The organism is Rhodococcus sp. 06-418-5 (genome assembly GCF_002258285.1).
Classification (GTDB): Bacteria; Actinomycetota; Actinomycetes; order Mycobacteriales; family Mycobacteriaceae; genus Rhodococcoides.
In genome coordinates this window covers 1-19,393 of record NZ_NOYE01000037.1, presented here as the reverse complement: position 1 = coordinate 19,393, position 19,393 = coordinate 1, and the positions used below count along the sequence as shown (strand labels likewise).

Sequence of the window (19,393 nt, the reverse complement as noted above, 5' to 3'; positions counted from 1 at the left end):
CGTGCATGACCAACGTCACCCTCCGTGTCAACGGCATCGATCGCCAGATCGACTGCGACACCCGATCCACCCTGCTCGACGCTCTTCGGGAGAACCTCGATCTGATCGGTGCCAAGAAGGGGTGTGACCACGGGCAGTGCGGTGCCTGCACGGTGTTGGTCGACGGACGGCGGATCAACAGCTGCCTGACGTTCGCGGTTGCACAACAGAATCGCGACATCACCACGATCGAGGGATTGTCCGACGGCGACACACTGCATCCCGTGCAGCAGGCGTTCGTCGATCGCGACGCGTTCCAGTGCGGGTACTGCACTTCCGGGCAGATCTGTTCGGCGGTCGCGGTGATCGAAGAGGCGAAGCAGGGTTGGCCGAGCGCGGTCACCGAGGACATCGAGGCCGCCGACGTCGAACTCGACTCCGATGAAGTGCGAGAACGTATGAGCGGCAACCTCTGTCGTTGTGGTGCCTACTGCAATATCGTCTCGGCAGTACGGGACGCATCGTGAAGACCTTCGAGTACGACGCAGCCACCGCGGTCGACGACGCGGTGGCTCGCCTCGCCGAGAACGAGAATGCGATGGTGCTCGGCGGGGGAACCAACCTCGTCGACCTGATGAAGCTCGGTGTCGTGGGTCCGACGACGCTGATCGACGTCACGCGACTTCCGTTGCACGACATAGACGTATCCGACGACGGATCGCTTCGTGTCGGTTCGGGTGTGACCAACAGTGATCTCGCGGTGCATCCGGTGGTGCGTCAGCGTTATCCGGTGCTCTCACGGGCCGTGCTCTCCGGTGCGTCGGGCCAGTTGCGCAACATGGCGACCACGGGCGGAAACCTGTTCCAGCGCACCCGGTGTGTGTACTTCATGGATGCATCGAAGCCGTGCAACAAACGCGAACCCGGTTCGGGCTGCCCGGCCCGGACGGGTGAACACCGAAACCTGGCCATTCTCGGAGCTTCGCAGGCCTGCGTGGCGACGCATCCCTCCGACATGGCGGTCGCGCTGACCGCCCTCGACGCACGCATCGTCGTCCAGGGGGTCGACGGTGAGCGTGTGGTCGATATCGACGACTTCTACCGGTTGCCCGGTGACGCGCCCGAGCGCGACAACACCGTCGCCCGAGACGAAATCGTCACGGCCATCGAGATTCCGGCACCGGCGGCCGGTACCGTCTCGACCTACCGCAAGGTGCGCGACCGGCAGTCCTATGCCTTCGCGATCGCCTCGGTCGCCGCCACTCTCGACGTCGAGGACGGGATCGTGCGCGGGGTGTCGATCGCGCTGGGCGGTGTCGCGCACAAACCGTGGCGGGCCCGCACGGCCGAGCACGCGCTGCTCGGCGCGGCCGCCGACGAGGCGTCGTTCCGGCGCGCGATCGCACTGGAACTGGACGCGGCAGAGCCGTTGCGTGACAACGCATTCAAGGTCCCGCTCGTGACCAACCTGGTCGCTCGCACGTTGGTCGAACTCACGGAGTCGGGAGATCGGTCATGACCGCATCGATCGGACAACCGATCCAGCGCACCGAATCGATCGCGAAGGTCACCGGTCGAGCCCGTTATGCCGCCGAGCAGCCGCCGGCCGTCGGGCAGCTGTACGCCTGGTACGTGCCCGCGACCGTTCCTGCCGGCACGGTCGAACGTGTCGAACTGGACGCCGACGCTACGGTTCACGCAGTTCTGTGGCACGACAACGCCGAGCAACTGGGTGATATCGAGGACGCCGAACTGCATGTGCTTCAGTCGAACACCGTCGCCTATCGAGGTCAGATCGTGGCCGTCGTCGTGGCAGACACCCTCCAGGATGCCCGCGCCGCCGCAGCCCGAGTGCACGTGCGCTACGCCGACGTGCGTTCTCCCGACAACACTCTGACCGCAGACCACGGTTCGCTGTATGCGCCGGAATCGGTCAACGCGGGGTTTCCCACCGACGTCACCGTCGGCGATCCCGATGCGGCGCTCGCATCGGCCGAGCATCTGATCGACAACTGGTACTCCACCGCGCCGATGCACAACAGTCCGATGGAGCCGCACGCCACCACGTCGCAGTGGTCCGACGGCGTGCTGACGGTCTGGGATTCGACGCAGGCACCGTCGGGTGTTCAGGGCGACCTCGCCACGGCCTTCGACCTCGAGCCCGAGAACGTTCGAGTGATCGCGGAGAACGTCGGCGGCGGTTTCGGAGCCAAGGGCAGTACGCGGCCCAACGTGATCCTCGCGGCGATGGCCGCGCGAGCCACCGGCCGCACCGTCAAGTTGGTGTTGCCGAGGCAAGCTCTTTTCGACGTCGTCGGCTATCGCACCCCGACGCTCAATCGCGTCCGGCTGGGCGCTGATTCGACAGGAACCCTGCAGGCCATCACGCACGACTCGTTTCAGCAGACCAGCACGATCTTCGAGTTCTGCGAGCAGACGTCGGAATCCACTCGCCACATCTACGCGTCCCCGAACCGTCGCACCACTCACCGACTCGCGCAGCTGGACGTCGGAACTCCGCGCTGGATGCGGGCTCCCGGTGAAGCGCCCGGCATGTTCGCCGTCGAGACGGCCATCGACGAACTGGCTGTGGCCACCGGCATCGATCCGATCGACCTGCGGATCCGCAACGAGCCGGACGTCGATCCCGCGAGCGGCAACCCGTTCAGCTCTCGCAGCGTGGTCCAGTGCCTGCGCGAGGGTGCCGAGAAGTTCGGCTGGGACCGCCGCGAGTCCGCGCCCGGTCGCCGCCGAGAAGGCAACACCCTGATCGGCGTGGGAGTCGCGACGGCCAGCTACCCGGTGTTGATCTCACCGAGTGCCGCGTCGGCGCGTGTGGAGCAGGACGGCACGATCACGGTGTCCGTCGCTGCGTCGGACATCGGGACCGGTGCGCGCACCGTGCTGCGCCAGATCGCCGCCGATGCCCTCGAGGTGGACGCAGATGCCGTCGTACTCGAACTCGGCGACAGCGCTCTGCCGAAAGCTCCCGGAGCCGGTGGGTCCTCGGGTACCTCGTCCTGGGGGTGGGCCGTCACGAAGGTGTGCCACTCGCTGAAGGCACAGGGTTCGTACGAGCCGGGCAACTCTGCCGATGCCGACACCACCGACGACGTCGAGGGCCAGAAGGAGTTGGCGCGCATGGCGTTCGGCGCTCAGTTCGCGGAGGTCGCGGTCGACATCGACACCGGTGAGGTGCGGGTGCGACGGATGCTCGGGGTGTTCGGCATCGGCGCGGTGATGAATCCGCGGCTGGCCAGGTCTCAGCTCATCGGCGGCATGACGTTCGGACTCGGAATGGCGCTGATGGAGAACGGCATCACCGATCACGAGTTCGGCGGGTTCGCCAATCACGATCTCGCCGAGTATCACATCCCGGCGTGTGCGGACGTCACCGACCTCGAGGCGGTGTGGATCGAGGAGGTCGATACCGAACTCGCGCCGATGGGCGGCAAGGGAATCGGCGAGATCGGCGCAGTCGGATCCTCGGCGGCCATCGGCAACGCGGTCTACAACGCCACCGGCGTTCGCGTCCGCGACCTGCCGATCACCCTGGACAAGGTGCTGACGCAGTGGAGTGGTCAAGTGCCCCTGGCGGCACTTGACCACTCCACTGGCCGCTAGGCCAATATCCGCTGCAGGAATTGCCGGGTGCGGGGCTCGGTCGGATTGACCAACACTTGCTCCGGCGTGCCCCTTTCGAGGACGACGCCGTTCTCGATGAACAGCACCTGATCTGCGACTTGCTGCGCGAAGCGGATTTCGTGGGTGACGATCACCATGGTCCAGCCCTGCGCGGCAAGGCCTTTGATGACGGCCAGAACCTCGCCGACGAGCTCGGGATCGAGGGCCGAGGTGGGCTCGTCGAACAGCATCAGCTTGGGTCGAAGGGCGAGAGCTCGCGCAATTCCGACGCGTTGTTGCTGGCCTCCGGAGAGCTGGAACGGGTACTGGTCGGACTTGGCGTCGAGACCGATCTGATCGAGGATGGCGTGCGCGTCGCGGATGGCGTCGTCCTTGGCGCGTTTCTGCACGATCACCGGTCCCTCGATGATGTTCTGCAGCACCGTCTTGTGCGGAAACAGGTTGTGGCTCTGGAACACCATGCCGCTCTGGGCGCGGAAATGTCGGAGCTGCGGCGCTCCGACGGGCTCGGAGAAATCCACCGACACGTCCCCGATACGAATGATGCCTGCGTCGGCCTGATCGAGTGCGTTCAGTGTGCGCAGCACCGTGGTCTTGCCGGATCCGGACGGTCCGATGATGACGGTGACGGTGCCGGACGGCACGCCGAACGAGATGTCCTTCAACACCTCGAGTGGCCCGAACGATTTCTTCAGTGCGGATACTTCCAGCAGGTCTGTCATTTGGCCACGTACCTGTCGAGTCGGACTTCGAGTTTGCCTTGGAAGAACGAGAGAACGATGCAGATCGCCCAGTAGTACAGCGCCGCAATGGAGTAGAGGGTGAAGAAGTCGAAGGTCGGTGCCGCCGCGAGTTGCGCGACGCGCAGCAGCTCCGTCACCAGGATGGTCGAGGCGAGCGAGGTGTCCTTGACGAGCGAGATCAGCGTGTTCGACAACGGTGGCACCGCGGTACGCAGTGCCTGCGGAAGCACGATGCGCTGCAACGTGGTTCGGTAACCCATCCCGATGGTCTGCGCCGCCTCCCACTGGCCCTTGGGCACGCTCAGTATCGCGGCACGGATGACCTCGGCCGCGTAGCCACCGACATTCAACGAGAATGCGACCACCGCGGCCGGGAACGGCGAGATCACGATTCCGAACTGCGGCAGCCCGTAGAAGATGATGAACAGCTGCAGCAGCAGGGGAGTGCCGCGGATGATCGAGACGTAGAACCGGGCGACGGCGGCGAGCGGCTTGTTCGACGAGATGCGTGCCAGCGCCACGGCGAGGGCGATGACGAGTCCGACGACGAAGCTGATGGCGGTCAGCGGAATCGTCATGGTCACCGTGGCTTTGAGCATCGGCCACAGGTTGTCGAGCACCAACTGCATCTTCGACGGTGCAGTGGTTCCCGCGTCCTCGCTCTCCGGAACCACGGTGTCCGCGGTGGGTGCGGCGACGTCGCTGCCGAAGTACTTGTTCGAGATCTCGGCGATGGTGCCGTTCTCGCGCAGTGTGTCGATGGCCGTGTCGACCTCGTCCATCAGCCCACTGTCCTTGCGGGCCACGAAGGATTGCAGGGTCGTGTCTCCGGTCTCGCCTGCGATCTTCACGCCGGTGTCGCCGGTCTGCTGCAGGTACTCGGCGATGGCGAGGGAGTCGTTGACGGTGGCGTCGACGCGGCCGTCCTTGACGAGCGTGACCGCCTGGACGAATCCCTCGACGGCCTCGACGTTCGCGCCTGCGTTCGCCGCGACCTCCGCCCAGTTGCTCGTCGAGGATTGGGCGGTGGTCTTGCCGGCCAGGTCGGCGAGAGAGGTGATGGTGGAGTCGTCTGCGGCGGTGAGGATCTGGCCTTCCGACACCGTGTAGGGCGTGGACAGGTCGTAGGCCGACTGGCGCGCAGGAGTGATCGAGACCTGGTTGGCGATGAGGTCGAACCGTTGGGACTGCAGGCCGGCGAAGATCGAGTCGAACGGGGTCTGCACGAAGTCGACGCGTACGCCCAGTTCTGCACCGACTGCGTTGATGACGTCGATGTCGTAACCGGTGAGTTGTCCGTCGTCGCCCTGATAGCTGAACGGACTGTAGGTTCCCTCGGTACCGACGACCAGTACGCCCTCGTCCTTCACCCGGTCCAGTAGCGACTGCGAGGACGAGCTGCAGCCGGACAACCCCAGGATGGCGATCAGAATCGCGACCAGAGCAAGAATCGATCTGCGCACCATCTGCGCCCGCTTTCGCCGTATGTACGAGTGGAGCAAACCTACCCGTCGATCTCCAGTTCCGCTGACACCACGACGGTGTTGTTCATCGGCAGTGCGGCCACCCCGAGTGCGGTGCGGGCATGGGCACCGATCTCGGGACCGAAGATGGCGAGAACCAGATCGGAGAAGCCGTTGACGACCGTGGTGGTCTGAGTGAAACCGTGGTCGGCGTTGACCGATCCGGTGACGGTCAGCCACGCGCTGATTCGATCGAGGTCGCCGATCGCACGGGCGAGGCTGCCCAGCACGGCGAGAGCCGCATCGCGCGCGGCATCGGTGGCGGCGTCGAGACTCACCTGCGACGGCACCGCGCCGAACGGGCCTGCCAGGGCACCGTCCTGCTCGAGCGGCGAATGGCCCGACGCGAAGACTCGGTTGCCGCGCACGCGAACCCACTCGAACGAGTACTCGAAACCGGGTGGGGCGGTCGGTTCGCCGGGCAAGGTGAAGCCCAGTTCGGTGATGCGACGTTCGATCTCCATGAAGGAAAACTCTGTCAGACCGGGATGCCGTTGATGGTGCGAACGGTCCAGCGAGAACCGTCGTGTTCGAGGGTCGAGACGCCCGCGTTGAGGATGCGTGGGGAGTGGCGTCGCCGGATCGCGTCGAAGATCGCCCGGATGACGCCGCCGTGCGCCACGGCGATCACCGCGGAGTCCGGATAGCGCGAGGCGATCTCGTCCACGCCGCGCACGCCACGCACGATCAGGTTCGAGCGTGGCTCCAGGCCCGGATACCGGCCGTCCGGCCAGTGCGAGTACGCGTCCCAGTCGGTGAATCCTTCGGCGTCACCGAAATGCCGCTCGGCCAGGTCGGGGAACTCGGCGGTGCGGGTAAGGCCCAGGTGCGCGCCGATGATGTCCGCGGTTTCCGCTGCTCTGATCAGCGGGGAGCTGACCAGGTGGTCCCACGTTCGGTACTCGAGTTCGTGGCCGGCCTCGCGGGCCTGGGCACGGCCGGTGTCGTTGAGAGGAATGTCCGATGAGCCCTGCAGACGCCCGTGCAGATTCCAGTTCGTTTCACCGTGCCGAACCAGTGCCAGAAGAGTCATAGTGAGCGGAGAATATCCCAGAGTTACCAGGGAGTACGGTCGATACGAAGATACGCGAACGAGCTTGGAGGATTGTCGATGAATCTTGCCCTCACAGAAGAAGAGGCCGCGTTCCGTGACGAGATGCGGACGTTCTTCACCACGAAGGTCCCGGCCGAGATTCGCGAGAAGAGCGCGACGGGTCAGGAGTTGAGCAAGGACGAGGTGGTCACGACCATGCGAATCCTCAACGAGAACGGCTTGGCCGTGCCGCATTGGCCGGCCGAGTTCGGTGGCCGCGACTGGACCGCTGTGCAGCGCCACATCTGGCTCGACGAGATGCAGTTGGCGTCGGTGCCCGAGCCGCTGGCGTTCAACGCCTCGATGGTCGGCCCGGTCATCGCGACGTTCGGCTCTCAGGAGCTCAAGGAGAAGTTCCTGCCCAAGACGGCGAACCTCGACATCTGGTGGTGCCAGGGCTTCTCCGAGCCCGAGGCCGGATCGGACCTGGCGTCGTTGCGCACCACCGCGATCCGCGACGGTGACGACTACATCGTCAACGGACAGAAGACGTGGACCACGCTCGGCCAGTACGCCGACTGGATCTTCGCGCTCGTGCGCACCAACCCGGACGCGCCGAAGAAGCAGGCAGGAATCTCGTTCCTGCTCATCGATCTGAACACTCCCGGCATCGAGATGCGCCCTATCAAGCTGATCGACGGCAGCGTCGAGGTCAACGAGGTCTTCTTCGACAACGTCCGCGTTCCGGCGGAGAATCTCGTCGGCGAGGAGAACCAGGGCTGGAGCTACGCCAAGTTCCTGCTCGGCAACGAGCGCACCGGCGTCGCCCGGGCCGGACACACCAAAGTGCATCTGGGACAGGCGAAGAAGCACGCAGCGCAGACGAAGGTCGGCAGTGGCACGTTGCTCGACGACCCCTTGTTCGCGGCCAAGATGGCCGAGGTCGAGAACGAACTGCTCGCCCTGGAGCTGACTCAGCTGCGCCTGGTGTCGAGCTCGGACGACGGTAAGCCGAATCCGGCGTCGTCCATCCTCAAGCTGCGGGGATCGGAATTGCAGCAAGCGACGACGGAGCTGCTGATGGACGTTGCCGGGCCGGACTCACTGCCCTACGAGGCGGGCGAGGACATCGAGAGCGAGGGCTGGGCGCAGCGCTCGGTACCGGGGTACCTCAACTACCGCAAGGTGTCCATCTACGGCGGCTCGAACGAGGTTCAGCGCACCATCATCGCCTCTGCGATTCTCGGACTGTAAGGGAGCATCTGAAAGACATGGATTTCGAACTCAACGAAGAGCAGAAGCTGCTGCGCGACACCACTCGTGAGGTGCTCACGCGGGCCTACGACACCGAGAAGCGCAACAAGATCGTTGCCGGTGAACTGGGCTGGAGCACCGACGTCTGGAAGCAGTTGGCCGAGGTCGGGCTGCTGGGTCTGACGTTCGGCGAGGAAGACGGCGGGATGGACGCCGGTCCCGTGGAGATCATGGCCGTGATGACCGAGGTCGGTCGACGCCTTGCACCCGAGCCGATTCTCGACGCCGTGCTCGTCCCCGGCGGGTTGATCTCCGAGCTCGGCAGCGCCGAGCAGCGCGCGCGGCTCCTGCCGCCGGTGGCCGAGGGTTCGTCGATGTTGGCGTTCGCGCACAACGAGTCCGGCAGCCGCTGGCCGAACATCGAGGTCGCCACCACCGCCACCGAGGACGGTGGATCGTGGGCGATCAACGGCGTCAAGAACCCGGTTCCGCACGGCGGTAGCGCAGACGTCATCGTTGTCAGTGCCACGCTGCCCACCGGTGGCACGGGACTGTTCGTCGTCGATGCCGATGCGACCGGCCTCACGCGCAAGTCCTACGCCACCCACGACGGTCAGCGCGCCGCGCAGATCGAATTCGTCGATGTCGCAGCAGAACCGCTCGGTACCGCCGAGAACGCGGCAGCGGCCATCACCGGCGCCGAGGTGCGGGCTCAGGCTGCGCTGTGCGCCGAGGCTATCGGTGCCATGGAGGAGGCGCTGCGACTGACCACCGATTACTTGAAGGCGCGCAAGCAGTTCGGGGTTCCGCTGGCCAAGTTCCAGGCACTCACCTTCCGTGCGGCGGACATGTACGTGCTGCTCGAACTCGCCCGCAGCATGAGTCTGTACGCCACGATGTCGTTGGCGGATGGCAACGTCGACCCGACCATCGCCTCGCGCGCCAAGCTGCAGATCTCCCGCTCCGGTCGCAAGATCGGCCAGGAGGCCATTCAGTTGCACGGCGGAATCGGCGTCACCGCCGAATATCCGGTCGGGCACTACACCAGTCGGCTCGTGGCCATCGAGCACACTCTCGGTGGTGCCGACGAGCACCTGCGCATCCTGGCGTCGAAGGTAGCCGATCACGACTTGATCGGGATCTGACTCTCGTCAGAAGACACCTCGGGCCCGGCCACCTTCGAAAAGGTGACCGGGCCCGAGGCCGTTGTGGGGGAGGGTGTCAGCTGCCCGCATCCGCCGCGGCGACGAGGTCGGCCACGGCCGTGGGGTTCGAGACCAGGATCGCGTGCGAACCCGGCACCTCGGTCACCTGAGCGCCCGCCCGCTGCGCCATGAACCGCTCGGCGGAGGTCGGGATGATCTGATCCTGCTGGGGGATCAGAGCCCACGACGGCGTGTGCGCCCAGGACGGTGGGCCGCTCGGCTCGAGCAGGGCGCCTGCGGCGATCGTCTTCTGGTGTGCGGCCATGCGAGCGGCCTGCTCCTCGCTGACATCCGGGGCGAAGAACGGACGGAACAGGGCGGGAGTGATGTACGAGTCGACGTTGCGGCCGATGATGTTCGACGCGTCGTCGACGACCGTCAGCCCGATCACCGGCGGTACCAGCGCGGTCACCGGAAATCGGATGGGATCGAGTTCGAGGGCGACGGGTTCGCCTTCGACGGGCATGAACGCGGCGACGTAGACCAGAGCCTCCACGTTGTCGGCGTGCACGTTGCTGATTACCGTGCCGCCGTACGAATGGCCCACCAGGATCACCGGCCCGTCGATGCTCTCGACCACGTCGGTGACCGAGGCCGCGTCGATCGCGGGCCCGCGCAGCGAGTTGTCCGCCGCCACCACGGGGTAGCCGCGGCCGCGTAGATCCTCGGCGACGCCGTCCCAGCTGGTGTTGTCCGCGAAGGCTCCGTGCACCAGCACCACGGTCGGCAGCTCCTGCGCGGAAGCGGGGGCGACGCCGATGCCGACCATCGCTCCCACCGTCAGTCCTGCAGTTGCCAGAAGAGTCGTCAGCGTCGGTTTCGTCATGCCCACAACCTGTCACACGCCGGAAGTTCGTGCGGTGTTCACCGCCGAGATCCGACCAGCTTCCTCTCAGCGAACGCTCGTATGCTTGGCTTGCAGCAGTGGCGTTCGTCCGACCCGGGCGATCGCAAAACCGTAGGTGATGATCGTGAGCGAGAGTTCGATGAAGTCTCGGATGGCCGAGTACCCACGTCCCCATCACTGCTTGTTGCACATCAGCGACACGCATCTCGTCGACGGTGGCGGTCGGTTGTACGGCGGCGTGGACAGTGAGTTGCGGCTCGAACAGGTGATGGCCGACGTACGCAACTCGGGTGTGCGCCCCGACGCGTTGGTGTTCACCGGAGACCTGACGGACAAGGGCGAGGCCGGTGCCTACGAGAAGCTGCGGGCGTTGGTCGAGCCCGTGGCCGAGGAACTCGGTGCGCAGATCGTCTGGGCGATGGGCAATCACGACGACCGTGCGATGTTCCGCCAGAAGCTTCTCGACGCCGAACCGACCGTGCAGTCCATCGATCGCGTCCACGACGTCGACGGTCTGCGTGTCGTCACGCTCGACACGACGGTTCCCGGTCGCCATCACGGAGAGCTCGGCGACGAGCAATTGGCCTGGCTGACAGACACTCTCGCCACGCCCGCCGAGTTCGGCACGATCCTGGCGATGCATCATCCGCCGGTGCCGACCGTGCTCGATCTCGCGGTACTGGTCGAGCTGATCGATCAGCCGCGCCTGGCCGACGTGTTGCGCGGAACCGACGTGCGATCCATTCTCGCTGGGCACCTGCACTATTCGACGACGGCCACGTTCGCGGGTATTCCCGTCTCGGTGGCGTCGGCCACGTGTTACACCCAGGATCTGAACGTGCCCGCCGGTGGATTGCGCGGTCGCGATGGTGCCCAGGGCTACAACCTGGTCCACGTCTACGAGGACACCGTCGTGCATTCGGTGGTGCCGACGGGCTCGTACGACACTGTGGGAGAACCGGTCTCGGCTCAGGAGACCGCACGCAGGCTGAGCGCAGCGGGAGTCACCATCGCGGACAGTGCGAGGCGGAAGACGTTCAGCGACGCCTAGCGCTGCTCTCGTTCCCACGGCGCGACGATGGGGAAGTACTTGTCCAGGAACTGCGTCACCGTCCGGGTGCGCAGGTCGAGGTCGACCTCCGGGAAGCTGCCGTCGTTGAGGCAGAAGAAGTCCACCGACCGTTTGGGGAGCAACTTCTCCATGGCGTCGAGGCCCGCGACCGTCGTGGTATCGATGTACCGAACCTTGGCGTCCTTCTGAACCACGGCGCGTCCACTCATCAGCGCGTAGTAGTGGTAGAGCGAGTTCGTCACCGAGATGTTGGTGCTGGCGCGGAACGCGCTCGCGGCGGTGGACGCGAACTCGTCCGGGAACTCGTTCTCCATTTCCTGCATCACACTGCGCCGCAACGGTGTTGCCGCGTGTTCGAGATGCCGGGTCGTGGTCATACCGAATCTGTCCTGCAGGATTCGACGGTTCACCCGTGCCGCATTCTCGAACCCGCTGCGGTCGGCGTCGCTGTAACCCAACCCGATTCGCGTCGTCGCCTCGATGAACATGCTGATCCCGCCGGGGGAGAAGAACATCGACGGGCTGACCGGTCGGCCGAAGAACATGTCGTCGTTCGAGTACAGGAAGTGCTCGGACAAGCCGGGTATGTGGTGCAGCTGGCTTTCGACGGCCTGCGAATTGTGGGTCGGCAGCACGGAGGTGTCGACGAAGAACGCCTCGCTCGGCACGAACGTCACCTTGGGATGGTCGGCGAGCCACGCCGGCCTCGGAGAGTCGGTGGCCACGAAGATCCGCCTGATCCACGGCGCGTACATGTGCACCGACCGCAGGGCGTACTTCAACTCGTCGATCTGCCGGTAACGGGCCGCCGAGTCGTCGCCCTCACCGACGACGTAATTCGCCATCCGCCGCGCCCGCTGGGCCTGGAATTCGGCCGAGGAGCCGTCGACCCAGGAGAAGACGATGTCGATCTCGAAATTGATGTCCGACGCATGGTCGGCGAACATGTTCTCGATGGTCGGCCAGGTTCTGCCGAAGCGTTCGACGGTACCGCGGACGGCTTCGTCGGGCCGGATGTTGCGCCTGGTCAGCGAATTCTCGATCGGCAGCACGATCTCGGACGGGGAGAACGACCACAGTTCGATCTGCACGGCCGTCGACGCGCCGTAGTACAACCCACTGAACGGCTCGACGCGCGGCCGGTACAGGCGGACGATGCGTGCGTTCGCGGACGGTGACAGCGACCCGTCGGCCACCAACACTGCCTTTCCGCGGGCGTCGACGGTCTTGGAGTAGAACGGCTCGGCGCGGCAGGCGTGCACCAGTGCCGTGGTCAACGCTTCGCGTGCGGCCAGTTCGATGGCGATGACGGGCCGTTCGTCGTTGCCGCGAACGAGCAGGTACTTGATGTGTGCGGCGTCGAGTACGGCGCGCACGAACAGCAGATCCTCGACCATCGCCTGGTGCGGGGTGGTGGAGGTGATGGTCAGTGCGTAGCGGCCGTCGTGGCTGACGACGTCGGATCGTTCGCTCAGTCGCGCTGCGGATGCGGCAGATTCTCGGGTGACGGCATCGTTGGTCTCGTGCTCCGGTGGAACGAGGTAGATATCGTGCGGGGCAGAAGACGAGGTGATGACGTTCCTTCCGGAGTCGCGCGCTGGCCGAGGGACCCCGGTGCAGGGTCAGTCTAGTGCAGGTCCGGGGCGCGTTCGACGCGCTGCGGTAGAACCCGACTCGCTGCGAGCAGGCCCACAGCAACTCCGGCGGCGTCGGCAAGGGCGTCGGCGAGCGATCCGGAGCGTCCCAGAGGCAGGATCGCCTGTAGGACCTCCGAGATCGCCGCGAACGTCAGTACCCACAGTGCGGTTCGGATCCAGTCGATTCCGGCCAGGCGTGAGGTGTACGCCAGCGCAGCGAACAGTACGAAGTGGATGATCTTGTCGCTGTGCTGAAATCCCGAGGGAACCCCGGATGCGGGGGTGAACAGCACGATCAGCGCGACGACGAAGGTGACGACCAGGGGAATTCGTAACGTCGACTGCGTGAACACCGCCCGAGCCTACCGACGTTGCAGCACCACGACCGTGTCGATTCGCTCGTCGCCGTCCGGCGTCGTGCGGGTGCGGTGTTCGGCGTGGATTACCTCGAACCCGTCGCCCGCTGCAGCGACGACCGGTTCCGGTGCGAAGAGTCTGTGTTTGGCTGGGTGCTGCGCGGCGTGGCTGTCGCTGGGACTGTGGCCGACGATCAGCAGACGTCCCTTCGGCGAGACCGATGCGGCGAACCTGCGGGTGGTCAATTCGAGCTCGTCCGGTGGCACCTGGAGGAAGTGCACCGACACGAGATCGAATGCCTCTGTCGGAGGAGTCCAGTCCAGAACGTCGTGCTGCTGCCAGTTCACCGCGAGTGTGTGCGGCTCGAGTGCCTGTTGTGCCGCACGGGCGCGGCCGAGGGCGACATCGGAGATGTCGACGCCGGTCACGTGCCAGCCTTCACCGGCCAACCACAGGGAGTCGGCACCTTCCCCGCAGCCGATGTCCAGGGCGCGGCCCGGAGTCAGCTCGGACGCTTCCTGTACCAACACGGCATTGGGATGTCCGCTCCAGATGGTGGTGCGCTGGTTGTAGAGGTCGTCCCAGAATGCTTCGTCGAAGGCACCGTTCTCGAAGTCCGGCTCTGCGGGGGTCCGGTCGGCGGCATGAGTGTGAGCGTGCGTGTGGTCGGCCATGGTTCGAGAATGCCCGCTCACGACTGTGGACGCAAACAAATTTGCTCGATTGGCAAAACGCGGTCTGGGTAGAGTGATCGTTCATGACCGAACAGGAACGTGAAGTACTGACGTGGGCGACGTTCGGGGACGCCTCGCGTGAACTCACCGAGCAGATCGTCGACGACGGGTTCGTCCCGGACATCGTCATCGCGATCGCTCGCGGCGGTCTCATTCCCGCGGGTGCGATTGCCTACGCCATGGGCGTCAAGGCAGCGGGCACCCTCAACGTCGAGTTCTACTCCGACATCGAGGAGACCCTGCCCGATCCGGTTGTCCTCGAGCCCCTTCTGGACACCGACGCGATCGTCGGTAAGAAGTTGCTCGTCGTCGACGACGTCGCCGATTCCGGCCGCACGCTGGCGCTGGTGATCGACCTGTTGAAGGCGCACACGCCCGAGGTGCGGTCGGCCGTGATCTACACCAAGCCGAGAACCATTGTGCAGCCGGACTATTCGTGGCGTGAGACCGACAAGTGGATCAATTTTCCATGGTCCACGTTGCCGGTCATCACCTGAATCATTCGCTGGAGACGTCGATCAGCACCTTGCCGATCGTTCCGTTCTCGACGGCGTCGTGAGCCGCTGCGGTTTCGCTCAGCGGGAAGCGGTGCAGCGGTAGACCGGTGGCCTCACCCACCTCCAGAACACCGGCTGCTGCTGCCGCGCTGACGTCCGCCTCGGCGTTACGCAGAGCCTCGTGTCCCACGGTGTAGAGGAGTACGAACTGGTAGCGGGTGTTGAGCACCATGTTCGGCCGGACGTCGAGGGTCACGGTGTCGCCGCCGTTGTTGGCGTAGACGGCAACCGATGCGCGGTTGGCTCCCACGGCAGCGTTGAGCGCGGCATTCTGGGCGGGAGCCACCTCGACGACGAGATCGATTCCGGCGGGGATCAATTCGCGGATCTCGGCGGCGGCGTCGTCGGTCTTGTAGTTCACCACGTGGTGCGCGCCCGCGGCGGTCGCCAGTGCGCCCTTCTCCGGTCCGCTGACCGTCGTCACCACGGTCGCGCCCGCCCAGCGGGCCAATTGGATAGCGGCATGGCCGACGGCACCGGCACCACCGGCGACGAGCACCGACTTGCCGTCCAGTGCACCCGGGTGCAGCCGGGTGGGTCCGTCCTCGGAGACGGTCAGTGCGCGGTGTGCCGTCATCGCAGGCACTCCGAGGCTCGCGCCCACGTCGAATCCGACGCCGTCGGGTAGAGGAACCACCCGGGAGGCGGGTAGGACTGCGAAAGACTGCGCTGTTCCGGTCGGACGCTGATGCTGGGCGAGGTAGACCCAGACGCGATCTCCGACGGCCACGCCGTCGACCTCGGGTCCGACGGCGTCGATCACTCCGGCACCGTCCTGGTTGGGTACCACCTCGTCGAACGCAAGTTTCTCGCCCGGTCCGGAGCCGGTTCGGTTCTTCCAGTCCGTCGGGTTGACGCCCGAGACCACGATGCGGACACGCACTTCGCCTGCGGCGGGCTCGGTCACCTCGCGATCCTTCAGTTCGAGGACGGACGAATCGCCGGTGCGGGTGTACACAATTGCTGGAGCAGTCATATTCGGTCCAACGCGCTCGGACCGCACCGATGTTCCCTGCGAGCACATCGGGGTATGCACGAGTGGTCAGCAGTCCCGTCAGAGGAGAAACGGATTTCATGAATCACAACGAAGTGCTCACCGACGCGTTCGGTCGAATCAAGGAGCTCGTCCACTCCGTCCTGGACGACATCCCTGCGGCTGCGTTGACGTATCGTCCGGACGCCGACGCCAACAGCATCGCCTGGTTGTTGTGGCACCTGACGCGGGTGCAGGACGATCACATCGCGGACGTGGCCGGAAGCGAACAGGTCTGGACGTCGGACTCGTGGTTCGAGCGTTTCGGGCTGCCGTTCGACAAGTCCGACATCGGGTACGGCCAGTCATCCGCCGACGTCGCTCAGGTCACCTCGAGCGCCGAGTTGCTGCGTGAATACCACGATGCCGTGCACTCGAAAACCGTTGCCTACGTAAGCAGCGTTTCGACCGACGATCTCGATCGGATCGTCGACGAGAACTGGGATCCGCCGGTCACCCTGGGTGCGCGGCTGGTTTCGGTGGTCTCCGACGACCTGCAGCATGCCGGGCAGGCCTCGTACGTTCTCGGCCTCTACACCCGGCAGGCATAGCAATCAGGCGTAGAGCTTCTGCAGGTTCTCCAGCGTCTTACGGATGTTGCGACGCTGGAACTGCGGGAACGTCTTGCCGCTGGTGACGATCTTGTCGAACACGAGGGCCAGCGCGTCGGGCCACTTCGTCCGGTCGTCGGTCCAGGTCTCGGTGACTTTCGTGCCGCCCTCGACCGGCTCGAAGTCGTAACGCCAGGTTGCGTTCGCGCCCTTGATCTTCGGAGCGCTCTTGCCGATGGCATGGACGCGGAACTCGAAGGTCTTCCCCGGGTCGGCCGCCGTGACGGTGCAGCGAGTGACCCATTTCGCTCGGCCGCGCTTGTTGGTTCCGTCGAACACCATTCCCACGTACGCACTCTCGCGGGGTTCGTGGACGGTGGCACCGGTGTTCTCGGGGCTCCACCGACCCATCTCGGTGGGGTCGCTGATCGCGGCGTAGAGCGTATCGGCGTCGGCATGAACGACGATGCTGTCGGAAACGGTGAGTTCGCGCTTCACGACGATGCACCCTTCTTCAGGCCGGGATGGACACGAGTGAGCATCGGGACCAACAGTGTTCGCGGGGTGATCTGCGCGAAGATCGATCCGATTCGGTTGGCGGGCCCGGGGATCGACACCATGCGTCCCTTGGTCATGTCGTCGACGGCAGTCCTGGCCACCGTTTCGGCAGAGACCCACATGATCGACGGAAGTGCCTTCTCTGCATCGTCTTTCGCGAAGCCTGCGGCTTCGCCGAACCCGGTCCGGACCGGTCCGGGGCACAGTGCGGTTGCGGTCACGCCGGTTCCGCGTAGTTCGCCGGTCAGAGACTGGGTGTAGGAGAGTACGAACGCCTTGCACGCACCGTATCCGGCCTGTCCGGGCAGAGGCTGGAACGCAGCGGTCGAGGCCACGTTGAGCAGCGCGCCGCGTCCTCGTTCGATCATGCCGGGGAGGAACCGGGTGCACAGGTCTGCGACAGCGACGACATCCACCTCGATCATGTGCATCTCGGCGTCGGGATCGGATTCTGCGACCGGTCCGAGTGTGGAAAGGCCGGCGTTGTTGATCAAGATGTCGGGGATCAGGCCGAGTTCGGTGATGCGGCCGAGCAATTCGGCGCGCGCCGTGCGGTCGGAGAGGTCCGCTGCGAGCACTTCGGCTCGGACTCCCCGTGCCCGAATCTCCTGTGCCAACTCTTCGAGCTTGTCGGCGCGCCGGGCGACGAGGGTGACGCCATGGCCACGGGATGCGAGCACGCGGGCGATCGCGGCTCCGATTCCCGAGGACGCTCCGGTCACGACGGCTGTCCGATCAGGGGCGGGACGAGGAAGACTCATGGCTCCCACCGTAGCGAATATGCGCTGCGCAGCGCATTTGAATCCTGATTGAAGGTTAGCCTACTCTTACTTCAATGCTTCTTTGCTTGTCGAAAGGGTAACCATGTTCTCTGCTTCGTCGGGCGGTCGTCGGACTGCCCGCCGTGTGTCCCTGCTGTCTGCACTCGCTGTGTCGGCCCTGGTGGTCGGTGCGTGCTCGTCTTCCGACACTGCCGGGCCCGAGCAGTCGGGAGGCGGTGATTTCGCGGCCGTCACCATCGATTCGGCACTGGGGCAGGCGGTCATCACCGAGAAGCCGGAGCGCATTGTGACTCTCGGTCAGGGTTCGGCGGAGACGGCGATCGCGCTGGGTACCGTCCCGGTCGGCGTCGAGGAGTATTCGTGGGGTGCCGACGACACCGGTTACCTGCCGTGGGTACACGACGCGGTCACCGAATTAGGGGCCGAGCTTCCCGAACAATTCACCGGCGGAACCGAACTGAACATCGAGGCCATTGCCGCCCTCGAGCCGGATCTCGTTCTGGCTCCGTGGTCCGGCATCACCCAGGACCAGTTCGACAAGCTCAGTGCCTTCGCTCCGGTGGTGGCCTACGAGGAGCAGCCGTGGACGATCACCTGGGAAGATCAGATCACCGTGATCGGCAAGGCGATGGGTGAGGAACAGAAGGCAGCGGAGGAGGTCGACAAGATCAAGGCGCGCTTCGCCGACGCCGCCGCCCAGCACCCCGAGTATTCGGACGTGAGCTTTTCGTACATCTACAACACCGGCCCCGGGACGCTCGGAGTGTTCCTCGCCGACGAGCAGCGCGTCGCGATGGTGCGCGGTCTCGGGTTGCAGGTGGACCCGGTGGTGAACACGCTCGACGAGACCGAGGGCACCGACTCGTCGGTCATCGGCTTGGAGAATGCGAATCTGCTGAACGACTCCGACCTGATCTTCACGTTCTACTCGGATCCGCAGAACCGTACCGACACCGAGAATCAGCCTGCGTACCAGCAGATTCCGGCCGTGTCCCGCGGGTCGGTCGTTGCGCCGACGGATCAGTCCTTCGTCACCGGGTCGTCCATCATCAATCCACTGACTGTGCCGTGGGCACTCGAGCGATACGTGCCGATGATCGACGAGGCTGTCGCGAAGCTCGACGCCGGCACGTCATAGCTTGATCGAGCGGAGCGGAGCAACCACGCGACTCGTGCACAACGCCGAAGTCCACGGTCGATCTGGCAGCTCGTGTTCGAGAGATGGGCGGCCGTAGCCCGGAAGATGGCGTCCGCGGGCTGCTCTCTGTCGCCCTTCCTCCACGCTGGCCTTCGTTGGAGGTTCGGGCTGTGCCCGAGGTGGTGCCGCATCACTGCGGTGACGGCATTGGCACTTCACCCGAATCAGCCTGTTGAGCAGTCTCTTCCAGCCCCGCGCCGTGTTCTCGGCGCGGGGCTGGATTGGTATGTGGAGGGGTGTGGGCAGGGTCAGGCGATGTGGGGGCCTGCGCGGGCGTGGGATGGTCGGGGTTGTCGGTACGGGTCGACGGTTGCCGGTGGGATGAACCACGGGTGGTTGTCGGTGCCGATGAACACTTCCCAGTCACTGTGGTGGAGGAGTCGGTGGTGGAATCCGCACAGGAGGACGAGGTTGTTCATGTCGGTGGGGCCGCCGTCGGCCCAGTGCCGGATGTGATGCGCTTCTGTCCAGGCGGCGGGTTTGCCGCAGCCGGGGAAGGCGCAGGTGTGGTCTCTCGCGATGAGGGCTTTGCGTTGTTTGGCGGTGACGGTGCGTGCGGTGCGGGCAAGGTTGATCGGGGAACCCGTCTCGTCCATGACGATGGCGGTGAGCAGGCAGTCGCAGGCGAGTTGCCGGGAGGTGTTGCGCGACAGTGGTCCCATCCAGGGGAGCCACCCGACGGTAG

The 19,393-nt window shown here is 65.3% G+C and carries 21 protein-coding genes; 9 read left to right on the top strand and 12 right to left on the bottom strand.

All coding sequences use genetic code 11. From position 1 onward, the window contains the following. Positions 1 to 5: 5 nt before the first annotated feature. From CH274_RS25250 to CH274_RS25240, 3 genes are read left to right on the top strand one after another with little or no spacing between them, the layout of a single operon-like run. Positions 6 to 506: a 2Fe-2S iron-sulfur cluster-binding protein gene (locus tag CH274_RS25250; protein WP_094659571.1), complete on the top strand. Its 501-nt coding sequence runs from the start codon at positions 6 to 8 to the stop codon at positions 504 to 506. Then, positions 503 to 1,498, top strand: coding sequence for an FAD binding domain-containing protein (locus tag CH274_RS25245; protein WP_094629625.1), 996 nt, complete (start codon positions 503 to 505; stop codon positions 1,496 to 1,498). The genes CH274_RS25250 and CH274_RS25245 overlap by 4 nt, the downstream gene beginning before the upstream one ends. Next, positions 1,495 to 3,603, top strand: a complete 2,109-nt coding sequence (locus tag CH274_RS25240; protein ID WP_094659281.1) for a xanthine dehydrogenase family protein molybdopterin-binding subunit — start codon at positions 1,495 to 1,497, stop codon at positions 3,601 to 3,603. The genes CH274_RS25245 and CH274_RS25240 overlap by 4 nt, the downstream gene beginning before the upstream one ends. On the opposite strand, the gene CH274_RS25235 is transcribed toward CH274_RS25240, so the two are convergent. The 4 genes from CH274_RS25235 to CH274_RS25220 are packed head-to-tail and all read right to left on the bottom strand — an operon-like array spanning position 3,600 to position 6,923. Further along, positions 3,600 to 4,346: an amino acid ABC transporter ATP-binding protein gene (locus tag CH274_RS25235; RefSeq protein WP_094629627.1), complete on the bottom strand. Its 747-nt coding sequence runs from the start codon at positions 4,344 to 4,346 to the stop codon at positions 3,600 to 3,602. The two genes, CH274_RS25240 and CH274_RS25235, sit on opposite strands and share 4 nt — an antisense overlap. Continuing rightward, complete coding sequence (locus tag CH274_RS25230; protein WP_094659280.1) at positions 4,343 to 5,833, bottom strand: ABC transporter permease subunit; 1,491 nt, start codon at positions 5,831 to 5,833, stop codon at positions 4,343 to 4,345. Before CH274_RS25230 ends, CH274_RS25235 begins: the two co-directional genes overlap by 4 nt. A gap of 38 nt (positions 5,834 to 5,871) precedes the next feature. Beyond that, positions 5,872 to 6,354 (bottom strand): RidA family protein, encoded by a 483-nt coding sequence (locus CH274_RS25225; protein WP_032396509.1) that lies wholly within the window; start codon positions 6,352 to 6,354, stop codon positions 5,872 to 5,874. A 14-nt stretch (positions 6,355 to 6,368) separates the two neighbouring features. Then, positions 6,369 to 6,923, bottom strand: coding sequence for a histidine phosphatase family protein (locus CH274_RS25220; RefSeq protein ID WP_032396510.1), 555 nt, complete (start codon positions 6,921 to 6,923; stop codon positions 6,369 to 6,371). A gap of 78 nt (positions 6,924 to 7,001) precedes the next feature. Here CH274_RS25220 and CH274_RS25215 point away from each other — a divergent pair, with 78 nt between their 5' ends. Together CH274_RS25215 and CH274_RS25210 are read left to right on the top strand one after the other, a co-directional pair. Then, entirely contained in the window at positions 7,002 to 8,177 is a 1,176-nt protein-coding gene (locus CH274_RS25215; protein ID WP_032396511.1) for an acyl-CoA dehydrogenase family protein, read from the top strand. A gap of 17 nt (positions 8,178 to 8,194) precedes the next feature. Next, positions 8,195 to 9,322 (top strand): acyl-CoA dehydrogenase family protein, encoded by a 1,128-nt coding sequence (locus CH274_RS25210; RefSeq protein WP_094659279.1) that lies wholly within the window; start codon positions 8,195 to 8,197, stop codon positions 9,320 to 9,322. Positions 9,323 to 9,398: 76 nt separating this feature from the next. On the opposite strand, the gene CH274_RS25205 is transcribed toward CH274_RS25210, so the two are convergent. Then, positions 9,399 to 10,208: an alpha/beta hydrolase gene (locus CH274_RS25205; protein ID WP_094659278.1), complete on the bottom strand. Its 810-nt coding sequence runs from the start codon at positions 10,206 to 10,208 to the stop codon at positions 9,399 to 9,401. 160 nt (positions 10,209 to 10,368) lie between these two features. Here CH274_RS25205 and CH274_RS25200 point away from each other — a divergent pair, with 160 nt between their 5' ends. Continuing rightward, positions 10,369 to 11,280 (top strand): phosphodiesterase, encoded by a 912-nt coding sequence (locus CH274_RS25200; protein ID WP_032396538.1) that lies wholly within the window; start codon positions 10,369 to 10,371, stop codon positions 11,278 to 11,280. Here CH274_RS25200 and CH274_RS25195 read toward each other — a convergent pair. From CH274_RS25195 to CH274_RS25185, 3 genes are all read right to left on the bottom strand, one after another. Continuing rightward, positions 11,277 to 12,698, bottom strand: coding sequence for a stealth family protein (locus tag CH274_RS25195; protein WP_032396539.1), 1,422 nt, complete (start codon positions 12,696 to 12,698; stop codon positions 11,277 to 11,279). The two genes, CH274_RS25200 and CH274_RS25195, sit on opposite strands and share 4 nt — an antisense overlap. Positions 12,699 to 12,928: 230 nt before the next feature. Continuing rightward, positions 12,929 to 13,291, bottom strand: a complete 363-nt coding sequence (locus CH274_RS25190) for a VanZ family protein (protein ID WP_032396514.1) — start codon at positions 13,289 to 13,291, stop codon at positions 12,929 to 12,931. A gap of 9 nt (positions 13,292 to 13,300) precedes the next feature. After that, positions 13,301 to 13,969: a class I SAM-dependent methyltransferase gene (locus CH274_RS25185; RefSeq protein WP_094659277.1), complete on the bottom strand. Its 669-nt coding sequence runs from the start codon at positions 13,967 to 13,969 to the stop codon at positions 13,301 to 13,303. 83 nt (positions 13,970 to 14,052) lie between these two features. Here CH274_RS25185 and CH274_RS25180 point away from each other — a divergent pair, with 83 nt between their 5' ends. After that, positions 14,053 to 14,526: a phosphoribosyltransferase gene (locus CH274_RS25180; protein WP_094659276.1), complete on the top strand. Its 474-nt coding sequence runs from the start codon at positions 14,053 to 14,055 to the stop codon at positions 14,524 to 14,526. A gap of 1 nt (position 14,527) precedes the next feature. On the opposite strand, the gene CH274_RS25175 is transcribed toward CH274_RS25180, so the two are convergent. Beyond that, entirely contained in the window at positions 14,528 to 15,562 is a 1,035-nt protein-coding gene (locus CH274_RS25175; protein ID WP_094659275.1) for an NADPH:quinone reductase, read from the bottom strand. 98 nt (positions 15,563 to 15,660) lie between these two features. On the opposite strand from CH274_RS25175, the gene CH274_RS25170 reads away from it, so the two are divergent. Then, positions 15,661 to 16,170: a mycothiol transferase gene (locus tag CH274_RS25170; protein WP_094631622.1), complete on the top strand. Its 510-nt coding sequence runs from the start codon at positions 15,661 to 15,663 to the stop codon at positions 16,168 to 16,170. A gap of 3 nt (positions 16,171 to 16,173) precedes the next feature. Here the strand turns inward: CH274_RS25170 and CH274_RS25165 are convergent, their stop codons facing one another. Both CH274_RS25165 and CH274_RS25160 read right to left on the bottom strand, forming a co-directional pair. Beyond that, positions 16,174 to 16,668 (bottom strand): SRPBCC family protein, encoded by a 495-nt coding sequence (locus tag CH274_RS25165; protein WP_094659274.1) that lies wholly within the window; start codon positions 16,666 to 16,668, stop codon positions 16,174 to 16,176. Next, positions 16,665 to 17,489, bottom strand: coding sequence for an SDR family NAD(P)-dependent oxidoreductase (locus CH274_RS25160; RefSeq protein ID WP_094659273.1), 825 nt, complete (start codon positions 17,487 to 17,489; stop codon positions 16,665 to 16,667). Before CH274_RS25160 ends, CH274_RS25165 begins: the two co-directional genes overlap by 4 nt. Before the next feature lie 103 nt (positions 17,490 to 17,592). Here CH274_RS25160 and CH274_RS25155 point away from each other — a divergent pair, with 103 nt between their 5' ends. Continuing rightward, positions 17,593 to 18,648, top strand: a complete 1,056-nt coding sequence (locus CH274_RS25155) for an iron-siderophore ABC transporter substrate-binding protein (RefSeq protein WP_094659272.1) — start codon at positions 17,593 to 17,595, stop codon at positions 18,646 to 18,648. Between the two features lie 308 nt (positions 18,649 to 18,956). On the opposite strand, the gene CH274_RS25150 is transcribed toward CH274_RS25155, so the two are convergent. After that, positions 18,957 to 19,393: HNH endonuclease signature motif containing protein (locus tag CH274_RS25150; protein WP_143546639.1), on the bottom strand; the 437-nt coding region annotated here is incomplete at its 5' end.

Bases quoted from the DNA above. Each gene is read 5' to 3' on its own strand.
- CH274_RS25250 (WP_094659571.1), top strand. From the start codon at position 6: ATGACCAACGTCACCCTCCGTGTCAACGGCATCGATCGCCAGATCGAC.
- CH274_RS25240 (WP_094659281.1), top strand. From the start codon at position 1,495: ATGACCGCATCGATCGGACAACCGATCCAGCGCACCGAATCGATCGCG.
- CH274_RS25235 (WP_094629627.1), bottom strand. From the start codon at position 4,346: ATGACAGACCTGCTGGAAGTATCCGCACTGAAGAAATCGTTCGGGCCA.
- CH274_RS25230 (WP_094659280.1), bottom strand. From the start codon at position 5,833: ATGGTGCGCAGATCGATTCTTGCTCTGGTCGCGATTCTGATCGCCATC.
- CH274_RS25225 (WP_032396509.1), bottom strand. From the start codon at position 6,354: ATGGAGATCGAACGTCGCATCACCGAACTGGGCTTCACCTTGCCCGGC.
- CH274_RS25220 (WP_032396510.1), bottom strand. From the start codon at position 6,923: ATGACTCTTCTGGCACTGGTTCGGCACGGTGAAACGAACTGGAATCTG.
- CH274_RS25215 (WP_032396511.1), top strand. From the start codon at position 7,002: ATGAATCTTGCCCTCACAGAAGAAGAGGCCGCGTTCCGTGACGAGATG.
- CH274_RS25210 (WP_094659279.1), top strand. From the start codon at position 8,195: ATGGATTTCGAACTCAACGAAGAGCAGAAGCTGCTGCGCGACACCACT.
- CH274_RS25205 (WP_094659278.1), bottom strand. From the start codon at position 10,208: ATGACGAAACCGACGCTGACGACTCTTCTGGCAACTGCAGGACTGACG.
- CH274_RS25200 (WP_032396538.1), top strand. From the start codon at position 10,369: ATGAAGTCTCGGATGGCCGAGTACCCACGTCCCCATCACTGCTTGTTG.
- CH274_RS25195 (WP_032396539.1), bottom strand. From the start codon at position 12,698: ATGGTCGAGGATCTGCTGTTCGTGCGCGCCGTACTCGACGCCGCACAC.
- CH274_RS25185 (WP_094659277.1), bottom strand. From the start codon at position 13,969: ATGGCCGACCACACGCACGCTCACACTCATGCCGCCGACCGGACCCCC.
- CH274_RS25180 (WP_094659276.1), top strand. From the start codon at position 14,053: ATGACCGAACAGGAACGTGAAGTACTGACGTGGGCGACGTTCGGGGAC.
- CH274_RS25175 (WP_094659275.1), bottom strand. From the start codon at position 15,562: ATGACTGCTCCAGCAATTGTGTACACCCGCACCGGCGATTCGTCCGTC.
- CH274_RS25170 (WP_094631622.1), top strand. From the start codon at position 15,661: ATGAATCACAACGAAGTGCTCACCGACGCGTTCGGTCGAATCAAGGAG.
- CH274_RS25160 (WP_094659273.1), bottom strand. From the start codon at position 17,489: ATGAGTCTTCCTCGTCCCGCCCCTGATCGGACAGCCGTCGTGACCGGA.
- CH274_RS25155 (WP_094659272.1), top strand. From the start codon at position 17,593: ATGTTCTCTGCTTCGTCGGGCGGTCGTCGGACTGCCCGCCGTGTGTCC.